Here is a 9,179-nt window from a genome sequence, read left to right as displayed (position 1 = left end):
GGGGAAGGGTGTGTTCCGAAGGTGTCATGCAAAAACTCTGCAACAAACAAGAGCAACCCCACAGCGCGCAAAACAAATCGCAGCGGCCGGGCAGACCCACAGGCCACCCCACCACCGGCAAGCCCGTACGGACTGCAGGGCACTCCATGGTGACAAGCCATCACGCGCGGCGCAGCCGGTAACCACCCCTTGCTCCTGTCAGCCAGCGCCGACAACCGCGCTGTGGGCAGGTTCGCAGGCCCCAATACACCCACCGCACGGCGGGATGCTGGGAACTTCAGTACAACCCCGGCTTCTGTCACTGAGCCCCTGCACGTTGCGGGTGCAGCAAAAGAGAAAGGACCCGCGATCCCCATGACAACGACCTCCAGCGCCCTGGCTGCCACCGACCTGGGCGCCCTGCTGGCGCAGCACCCCCTGGGCTGGTGGATGGCTGGCGCAGTGGCGTTTGCCCTGCTGGGCACCGCCGCGTTGACCGGCTTGCGCAGCCTGCGGCAGCATGTGGGCGCGCCGCTGGGCCGCGTGTTTCCGCCCCAGGCCCGCTGGGTGCTGGTGGCGGCCATGGCGGCCTCGGCCTGCACGCTGGTGCTGGCGGGAGCCACCCTGGCAGAGCTGGCCGAAAGCGGGAGCGCCCAAGGGTACTGGGGCGCCCTGGACGACGCACTGGCCGCCAGCCTGCAAGCACAGGCACCGGCCGCCGTACTGCAATGGTTTGCCACCCTCACCCACCTGGGCGACACCTGGGTGCTGACCGCGCTGGCGCTGGGCGTGGCCGCCCTGCTGTGGCTGCGCCGGCACCGCCTGCTGGCCACCGGCTGGCTGGTGGCCATGGCGGGCAACGGCGCGTTGACCAAAGTGCTGAAGCGTCTGTTCGAGCGCGTGCGGCCCGAGCACACGCACGGCATCGCCGAGGCCAGCGGCTACAGCTTTCCCAGTGGGCACAGCAGCGCATCGATGGTGGCCTATGCCATGCTGGCCTACCTGGCCACGCGGCTATTGCCCCGCGCCTGGCACCTGCCTGCGGTGGTGCTGGCTGGCGCGCTGATCTTCACCACCGGCTGGAGCCGTGTGGTGCTGCACGTGCATTACGCCAGTGATGTGCTGGCAGGCTGGCTGCTGGGCGGCACGTGGATGGTGTGCACGGTGCTGATCATGGAGAGCGTGTCGCGCTGGCGTGGCGCGGCGCCCCCCCCCCCGGCGACGCGCCGCTGAGCCGCCGCCCGGGCGCCCTGGGTCACCGCGCGGGGGAGTCCTCGGCAGACGCCATGGGCTGCATCGGCAAGACCACACAGGACGCACGCCCCGGCCCCATGTGCACGGTGTTGAACGCCACCACCCGTGGCCCCGCACTGCCCTCCGGAGCGCCGGTGTTGGGGTTGACGTCGAACCGCGGGAAGTTGCTGCTCGAGATGTCGAGCCGTATCCGATGGCCCCGGCGGAAGAGGTTGGACGTGGGCATGGGCTCAATGGTGATCTCCACCACTTCGCCAGGCGCCATCAGCCCCGGCTCCTCCCACGAGTCGCGGTAGCGGCAGCGCAGGATGCCGTCAGTCAGGTTCATCGCATACCCCTCGGGGTAGTCCTCGCTGGGCGGGTACTGGTCGATCAGCTTGGCCGTGAAGTCGGTGTCGGGTGCGGTGGACGACACCCACAGCGCGATGGTCACCGGCCCGGTGATCTCCACATCGCCGTCGAGCGGCGGCGTCTGGAACACCAGCACGTCGTCCCGGCCGGCCAGCGGCCCGAACGGCGCCCGCGCACCGAACAGCCCGTCGTGCGTGCGCTGGTCGTAGGCACCGGCCACCATCAGCGGTTCGCCCGAGGTGACGGAGCCCCCGATGGTGGGTACCGGCCTTGCGGGGTCGAAGCAAAAACCGGTCTGGGCCTCGGCCTGCGGTACGGACTGCGACAGCAGCCCGCCCGGCGCGAGGTACCAGGGCACCAGCGTGGTCGCCGGTACAGGCCAGCGGGCCGCGCTGCGCCAGACGCCGCCATGGTCGAGCCGGCCTTGCGGCGTGCGCCGCCCCGTGCCCCCGCCCATGCGGAAGTAGCGCACGGCATCGTCCTGCCCCGCGGGCAGCGGCTGCCCGCGCAGCCAGTGGTTGAACCACGCGAGCCGCATGTGCAAGTAGTCGGGTGCAAGCGTGCCATCCAGCACCGCATCGCGGCCGAAGTCCACATCGCCCGCGTACGGCACGCTGCGCTCGCCATGCGTCCAGGGGCCCAGCACCATGCGCACATCGCCCTGTCCGCGCTGCGAGAGTCCGAGGTAGTTGTCGGTCGTGGTCTGCGCATAGGGGTCCCACCAGCCGCACATCAGCATCACGGCCACGCCTTCGAAGGCGCCGTAGTGGCCTGCCGCATACAGCTCGGGCTGGCGCCAATGGTCGTCGAAGCTGCCGCGCTCCCACTGGCCGAAGAGATAGTCCTCGTACTCGGGCGCCCACTGCAGCGGCGAGTCGCCGCGCGTCCAGGGCAGGCGCAAGAACCACTCGCCGATGTCGGCCTGATCGAGCGCCTGGCGCGCGGCGTCGCTCAGGCTGTTGCTGCCGCTGCGCGCATTGCGCAGGGCCCACACGGCCTGCTTGAGCTCGAAAGCGCCCCCATGGCGGATGCCGCCCCGGTAGGCATTGGCAAAGCCGCCGCATTCGAGAAACATGGCCTTGAGCCCGGCGGGCCGCTGGCTGGCCAGCGCCGTCTGGGTATGGGCCGCATACGACAGCCCGTAGGTGCCCACGGCGCCGTTGCACCAGGGCTGCGCCACGATCCACGCCATGGTGTCGGCGCCGTCGTGGGCCTCGCCCAGGTACTTGGTGAACTGCCCTTCGGAGTCGAAGCGGCCCCGGCAGTCCTGCACCACCACCGCGTAGCCCTCGCGGGCAAACCGCTCGGCCACCTCGCCGCGCCGCAGGGGTGCGGGGTCGGCGGCGGTGCGCTCGCGCCGGGTGGGTTCGTCCTTGCCGTAGGGTGTGCGCTCCAGCAGCACCGGCAGGGGGCCGGTGTGACCGGCCGGCAGATACACATCGGTGGCCAGGTGCACACCGTCGCGCATGGGCACCCGGCAGGTGTGCCGCACCACCCCGCCCACACCGGCCGGGGCGGCAGACGGCGCCATTGGATTCATCATCGTGGTCATGGAAGGTCCTGCCTCAGTCGAGCTTGAGGTTGCGGTCCTTGACCAGCTTGGCCCAGCGCGCTGTGTCTTCCTGGATGAAGCGGCCGAGCTCCTGCGGCGTGGTGGGCGCGGGCTCCGCACCCTGCGCCACCAGCGAGGCGGTCACCTCCGCGTCGGCCAGCGAGGCGCGCAGCACCTTGCTGATTTTTTGCACCGCATCCGCCGGCGTGCCGGTGGGCGCGAACAGGGCGTACCAGATGTCGTACTCGAAGTCCTTGAGCCCCGCCTCGGCCATGGTCGGCACCTGCGGGAAGGCGCGCGAGCGCTTGGCGCTGGCCACCGCCAGCGGCACCAGCTTGCCCGCCTTGATATGAGCCGCCACGCTGGGCACTGCATTGATGCCCAGCTGCACATGCCCGCCCGCCAGCTCGTTCACCGCCGGGCCGCCGCCCTTGTACGGGATCTGCACCATGCGCGTGCCGGTGGCCGCCTGGAACATCTCCATCGACAAATGCCCCGGGCTGCCGTTGCCGCTGGTGCTGTAGTTCAGGCCGCCGGGGTTCTTGCGCGCCAGCTCGATGAGCTCCTGCACCGTGCGAACCTGCAGGCTTGGGTGTGTGGTGAGGATGGGCACGTTGACCACCACCCGCCCCACCGGCACGAAGTCGCGCGACGGGTTGTACGTGAGCTTGCTGGACAGCAGCGGCGCCGTCACCATGCCGGAACCTGCGCCCATCAGCAGCGTGTACCCGTCGGCCGGCGCCGAGGAGACCGCCTGGAAGCCGTGCGCACCGGGCCGGTTGTCGATGACGACAGGCTGCCGCCACTGGTCCGACATCTTGCGTGCCACCACGCGCATGGCCGTGTCCGCAGCTGCCCCTGCCGGAAACGGAATCACGATGCGCACGGGCTTCTCGGGGAACTCGGCCGCGCCCGCGATCAGCGGGTGGCACAGCATGAAGGAACACAACAGCGCGAGCGTTTTCGGAATGCGGGACATCCAGGGAATCATGCGGTGCTTGTTATCAGAAATCATGGCGAACTCCCGCGCCAATGGCGCGCACGGACACATTGCTGCGGCTCGAATCGACGCCGTCGCGGTCGATGAAGGCCTGCAGCTCGGTGCGTTTGGACAGGGCATAGGTATAGGCTACCTGCTGGCGCTTGCGCAGGCCGCGCAGCGACGCCTGCACATCGCGCTGCATCACGTTGACCACGATGGCGTGCTGGCCAGCTGAAAAGCGGGTGCCCACCAGCCAGTAGTCCACATCGGCGCGGGTGGTGGCCGACGTCCTGGCGTACGTATCGCGGCCCAGCAGCACATAGGGCTCGATCGCGCCGAAGTCGTAGCGCACGCCGGCCTGCCATTTGCTCGAGAACTCGTTGGCCAGCAGTCCACCGGGGCGCGTGTCCTTGCCGTAGCCGATGCCTGCCGACCAGGGCCCGTCGGCATAGTTGAGGCCCAGGTCCAGCGACTTGGCGCCGTTTTCCTGCTCGGGCGTCTTGGCATCGCCGCGCAGGTAGTAGCGCGCCCGCAGGTTGACGCCGCCCCAGGTGGGGCTTTGGTAGCCGATGGCGTTGGACGTGCGGTTGCGTGCGTTCAGGATGGAGGTGCCGATGGCCGTGGCCCCGGCATCGTTGGCGGCGAACGATGTGATGCGCGTGACTTGCGAGTACAGCGGCGAACCGGTCGGGTTGGCGGAGTCGAGCCGCCCCAGCGCCACCGTGCCCAGGCTGCCGCGCAAGGCGGCATAGCTGTTGCGAAACGCTGGCGTGGTGGCGGCGCCGGAGTCGGCTTCGAGCCCCATCTCCAGGCCGAACAACGCGGCCAGGCCATCGCCCAGGTCTTCCTTGCCGCGAAAGCCCAGGCGGGATGCGTTGTCGCGCTCTTCCGTGACGGAACCGGTGTTGCCGGTCTTGACATTGTTGACGGTGAGCCGCACCTGGCCATAGACCTGCAGGTCCTGTGCGGCAGCGGGCCCCGCAGCCGAAACGGAAAGGCCGCAGGCGGCCAGCGCGAAGGGAAATGAGCGCCTCATGAAATCTTGCTCCTTGAAGGGGTGGTGCCAGGTTGGCTGATGACGCCGCCGATTCTGTGGAGCCAGGTGCTCGGCCACAACGCTATGACGAACGCTGATGACCCTATGCAATAGACCGCAGGTTTGCGCTGGGGTGGCAGCAGTGCAAAGATGCAGGCTGGCTGCCTGCATACCCGAACGTCTGCCCCTTTTCCACCCCATGAACTTCAAGCAACTCGAGGCCTTCCAGGCCATCATGCTCAGCGGCTCCACCACCGGCGCGGCCGAGCGCATGGGGCTGTCGCAGCCCGCCATCAGCCGCTTGCTGGCGCAGCTGGAGGAGGACCTGGCCCTGCGTTTGTTCGTGCGCGAAAAAGGCCGCCTGAGCCCCACGGCCGAAGCCCATGCGCTGCTGCACGACGCCCAGGTGCTGATGGACTCGGCGCAGTGCTTTCGCCGCCATGCCGAACAGTTGCGTCTGGGCGGCTTCAAGCGGCGCCTGCTGAAGGTGGCGGTGCCCAGCACGCTGGCCACCACGCTCATGCCGGTGCTGGCCAAGCGCTTCATGCAGGCGCACCCGGACGTGGTGCTGGAGGTGCTGTCAGGCTCGTACAACGACACCGAGCGCGCGCTGCTGAGTCGCGATGCGGACATCGGCCTGGTGCGCCTGCCCATGGAAATGCAGGGACTGAGCACCCGCGCCGGCCTGGACTCCGAAGCCGTGTGCATCATGCCCCGAGGCCATGCACTCGAGGGCCTGGCAGAGGTCAGCCCCACCGACCTGATCGACGTCAGCCTGATCCTGCTGGGGCGCCAGCGGCAGATCCGCCACGACATCGACATGGCCTTTCGCCAGCGGCGCGTGCAGCCGCGCGTGGCGCTGGAGGTGCACTCCATCAGCGAGGCCTGCGCCCACGTGGCCCAAGGGCTCGGGGTCTCGATCGTGAACGCCTTGCTGGCGCAGCACTGCCCGTACGAGGCGATCACGTCGCGCCCGTTCAGGCCCCGCATCGCCTACCAGCTGGGCATCGCCACGGTGGCCAACGCGACGAACTCGCCGCTGCACGACACCTTCACCCGGCTGCTGGTGGAGGCGATGGAAGCACCGTCCCCCGCCGTGGCATTGCCTTCAGCTCTCTGAAACTGGCACGCCCCTCGCTTGTGCACCCGTGGAACTGGCCTCGCCAGGCCACCGGGTGCGTCCCCCTCCCGCGCAGCGAGAGAGGGGGAAGGCGCCGCAGGCGACTCAGGGGGTGCGGTCTTAAATCGCCACGAGGTTGCGAATGCCCTTGGCTTCCATCTCGCTACCTGGCCCGCGGGCGATGACCTCGCCGCGTTCCATCACCAGGTACTCATCGGCCAGTTCCTGCGCAAAGTCGTAGTACTGCTCGCACAGCAGGATGGCCATTTCTCCCTGGTCGGCCAGCATGCGGATCACGCGGCCGATGTCCTTGATGATGCTGGGCTGGATGCCCTCGGTGGGCTCGTCCAGGATGAGCAAACGCGGGCCGGGGGCCAGCGCGCGGGCAATGGCCAGCTGCTGTTGTTGCCCGCCCGACAGGTCACCGCCCCGGCGTTTGAGCATCTGCTTGAGCACGGGGAACAGCTCGTACAGGTGTGCAGGCACCGGCGTCGATCCGCTTTTGTAGGCCAGGCCCATGCGCAGGTTTTCTTCCACGGTCAGGCGGCCGAAGATTTCGCGGCCTTGCGGCACAAAGCCGATGCCTGCGCGCGCCCGGTCGTAGGGCGTGGCTTTGTCGATGGGTTTGCCGTCGAAACTGATGCTGCCGCTCTTGATGGGCACCAGCCCCATGAGGCTTTTGAGCAGCGTCGTCTTGCCCACGCCGTTGCGGCCGAGCAGCACAGTGACCTTGCCCGGGGTGGCGGTGAGGCTCACGTCACGCAGGATGTGGGAGCCGCCGTAGTACTGGTTGATGTTCTGGACGGTGAGCATGGTGACTTGGGGTGTTTTGGGCCGCTAGCGCTAGTTCAATAAGCGCCGGCAGCTATATTTTTGATAGTGAACAATTTCACCGGCCGAGGTACACCTCGATCACGCGCTCGTCGGCCTGTACCTGGTCGAGCGTGCCTTCGGCCAGCACCGAGCCATCGCACAGCACCGTCACCTTCTCTGAGATGGTGCGGATGAAGCCCATGTCGTGCTCCACCACCATGAGCGAGTGTTTGCCCTTGAGCGTGAGGAACAGCTCCGCAGTGCGGGCAGTCTCTTCATCGGTCATGCCGGCCACGGGTTCGTCCAGCAGCAGCAGCTTGGGGTCCTGCATCAGCAGCATGCCAATCTCCAGCCACTGCTTTTGCCCGTGGCTCAGGTTGCCCGACTGGCGCGTGACGCTGTCGGCCAGGTGAATGGTGTGCAGGATCTCGGCTAGGCGGTCCGACTGTGCGGAGTCGAGCTTGAAGAACATGCTGGACTTCACGCCCTTGTGGGTCTTGAGCGCCAGCTCCAGGTTCTCAAACACGCTGAGCTGCTCGAACACCGTGGGCTTCTGGAACTTGCGGCCGATACCCAGGCTCGCAATCTCGGGCTCGTTGTGGCGCAGCAGGTCGATGGTGGAGCCAAAGAACACCGTGCCTTTGTCGGGCCGGGTCTTGCCGGTGATGATGTCCATCATCGTCGTCTTGCCCGCACCATTGGGGCCGATGATGCAGCGCAGCTCGCCCGGGGCGATGTCCAGGCTCAGGCCGTTGATGGCCTTGAAGCCGTCAAAGCTGACATGCACGTCTTCCAGGTACAGGATGCGGCCGTGGGTCACGTCCACTTCGCCCGGCGTGGCAATGCGCGAGAAGCCTGCAGCGCGGCCACCCGACTCGGTCTGGCCCAGTGCGACGGGCGCCAGCGTCTTCTGCAGCCGCCGCGCACCTTCTTCCATCAGATCGGGCGTCATTGCGCGGCTCCCTTCGTTGTTGTCATTTTTGCCTTGAGCTTCTTGACCAGCCCCACCACACCGTCAGGCAGGAACAGCGTGACCGCAATGAACAGCGCGCCCAGAAAGTACAGCCAGAACTCCGGTGCCGTCACCGTGAGCCAGCTCTTGGCACCGTTGACGATGAACGCCCCCACGATGGGTCCGATGAGTGTGGCGCGCCCGCCCACGGCCGCCCATACGGCGATCTCGATGGAGTTGGCGGCGCTCATCTCGCCGGGGTTGATGATGCCGACCTGGGGCACATACAACGCGCCCGCCACGCCGCACATCATGGCGCTGATGGTCCAGATGGTGAGCTTGTAGGGCAGCGGCGAATAGCCCGAGAACATGACGCGGCTCTCGGCATCGCGCACAGCCTGCAGCACGCGGCCAAACTTGCTGCGCACCAACCAGCGGGCCAGCAGGAAGAAGCCCAGCAGCGACAACCCCGTCAGCACGAACAGCGTCATGCGCATGTTCTGCGTGGCAATGGGCGTGCCCAGGATGCGCTTGAAGTCGGTAAAGCCGTTGTTGCCGCCAAAGCCGGTTTCGTTGCGGAAGAACAGCAGCATGGCCGCATACGTCATGGCCTGGGTGATGATGGAGAAGTACACACCCTTGATGCGCGAGCGGAAGGCGAAGTAGCCGAACACAAACGCGATCACGCCCGGCACGGCCACAATGAGGATCAGCGTGGCGATGAAGCTGTCGGACAGCGCCCAGTGCCAGGGCAGCTCCTTCCAGTCCAGGAACACCATGAAGTCCGGCAGATCGCTCTTGTAGTTGCCGTCGCGGCCGATCTGGCGCATGAGGTACATGCCCATCACGTAGCCGCCCAGCGCAAAGAACAGGCCGTGGCCCAGGCTCAGGATGCCGGTGTAGCCCCAGATCAGGTCCATGGCCAGCGCACAGATGGCGTAGCACATGATCTTGCCGAGCAGCGCCACGGCGTAGTCCGACAGGTGGAACATGCTGCCTGCGGGCACCCAGAGGTTGAGCACGGGTGCCACGGCGCACACCACGATGAGCGCCACGATAAAGGCCGACCAGCCGCCGCGCGTGAGCAGCGGCGCGGGTGCGGGCAGTTGAATGGGTGTTGGAGAGGGAGTAGTCATGATG

Annotated in this window: 8 protein-coding genes; 2 read left to right on the top strand and 6 right to left on the bottom strand. The window is 67.4% G+C overall.

Annotated features, from left to right (window positions below; translation table 11 throughout):
• The first annotated feature begins 354 nt into the window (after nt 1-354).
• Nucleotides 355-1,212, top strand: coding sequence for a phosphatase PAP2 family protein (locus tag AC07X4_RS12810; protein ID WP_494740256.1), 858 nt, complete (start codon nt 355-357; stop codon nt 1,210-1,212).
• A 22-nt stretch (nt 1,213-1,234) separates the two neighbouring features.
• Here AC07X4_RS12810 and AC07X4_RS12805 read toward each other — a convergent pair whose 3' ends face one another.
• Genes AC07X4_RS12805 through AC07X4_RS12795 form a run of 3 tightly spaced genes read right to left on the bottom strand, consistent with a single transcriptional unit; the run spans nt 1,235 to nt 5,154 of the window.
• Nucleotides 1,235-3,136, bottom strand: coding sequence for a CocE/NonD family hydrolase (locus AC07X4_RS12805; RefSeq protein WP_494740255.1), 1,902 nt, complete (start codon nt 3,134-3,136; stop codon nt 1,235-1,237).
• A 13-nt stretch (nt 3,137-3,149) separates the two neighbouring features.
• On the bottom strand, nt 3,150-4,115 hold the full coding sequence (locus AC07X4_RS12800; RefSeq protein ID WP_494740258.1) for a Bug family tripartite tricarboxylate transporter substrate binding protein: 966 nt from the start codon (nt 4,113-4,115) through the stop codon (nt 3,150-3,152).
• Between the two features lie 25 nt (nt 4,116-4,140).
• Nucleotides 4,141-5,154 (bottom strand): porin, encoded by a 1,014-nt coding sequence (locus AC07X4_RS12795; RefSeq protein WP_288851491.1) that lies wholly within the window; start codon nt 5,152-5,154, stop codon nt 4,141-4,143.
• Between the two features lie 199 nt (nt 5,155-5,353).
• On the opposite strand from AC07X4_RS12795, the gene AC07X4_RS12790 reads away from it, so the two are divergent.
• A complete protein-coding gene (locus tag AC07X4_RS12790; RefSeq protein ID WP_494740254.1) occupies nt 5,354-6,274 on the top strand; it encodes a LysR family transcriptional regulator in 921 nt (306 codons plus the stop codon).
• A 120-nt stretch (nt 6,275-6,394) separates the two neighbouring features.
• Here AC07X4_RS12790 and urtE read toward each other — a convergent pair whose 3' ends face one another.
• From urtE to urtC, 3 genes are all read right to left on the bottom strand, one after another.
• A complete protein-coding gene (gene urtE / locus AC07X4_RS12785; protein WP_056060636.1) occupies nt 6,395-7,087 on the bottom strand; it encodes an urea ABC transporter ATP-binding subunit UrtE in 693 nt (230 codons plus the stop codon).
• Nucleotides 7,088-7,163: 76 nt separating this feature from the next.
• Nucleotides 7,164-8,039 (bottom strand): urea ABC transporter ATP-binding protein UrtD, encoded by an 876-nt coding sequence (gene urtD / locus AC07X4_RS12780; RefSeq protein ID WP_056060633.1) that lies wholly within the window; start codon nt 8,037-8,039, stop codon nt 7,164-7,166.
• The gene (urtC, locus tag AC07X4_RS12775; RefSeq protein WP_116749110.1) at nt 8,036-9,175 is read right to left on the bottom strand and encodes an urea ABC transporter permease subunit UrtC; all 1,140 of its coding nucleotides are present in this window, start codon (nt 9,173-9,175) and stop codon (nt 8,036-8,038) included. Before urtC ends, urtD begins: the two co-directional genes overlap by 4 nt.
• Nucleotides 9,176-9,179 lie beyond the last annotated feature (4 nt).

It is taken from the genome of Acidovorax sp. GW460-11-11-14-LB4, assembly GCF_059423685.1.
The sequence above is the reverse complement of the archived record's forward strand: the minus strand, read 5'-3'. Positions and strand labels throughout refer to the sequence as shown.

Excerpts from the sequence above, each read along its gene's own strand:
- AC07X4_RS12810 (WP_494740256.1), top strand. The coding sequence starts at position 355 with ATGACAACGACCTCCAGCGCCCTGGCTGCCACCGACCTGGGCGCCCTG.
- AC07X4_RS12805 (WP_494740255.1), bottom strand. The coding sequence starts at position 3,136 with ATGACCACGATGATGAATCCAATGGCGCCGTCTGCCGCCCCGGCCGGT.
- AC07X4_RS12800 (WP_494740258.1), bottom strand. The coding sequence starts at position 4,115 with ATGTCCCGCATTCCGAAAACGCTCGCGCTGTTGTGTTCCTTCATGCTG.
- AC07X4_RS12795 (WP_288851491.1), bottom strand. The coding sequence starts at position 5,154 with ATGAGGCGCTCATTTCCCTTCGCGCTGGCCGCCTGCGGCCTTTCCGTT.
- AC07X4_RS12790 (WP_494740254.1), top strand. The coding sequence starts at position 5,354 with ATGAACTTCAAGCAACTCGAGGCCTTCCAGGCCATCATGCTCAGCGGC.
- urtE (WP_056060636.1), bottom strand. The coding sequence starts at position 7,087 with ATGCTCACCGTCCAGAACATCAACCAGTACTACGGCGGCTCCCACATC.
- urtD (WP_056060633.1), bottom strand. The coding sequence starts at position 8,039 with ATGACGCCCGATCTGATGGAAGAAGGTGCGCGGCGGCTGCAGAAGACG.
- urtC (WP_116749110.1), bottom strand. The coding sequence starts at position 9,175 with ATGACTACTCCCTCTCCAACACCCATTCAACTGCCCGCACCCGCGCCG.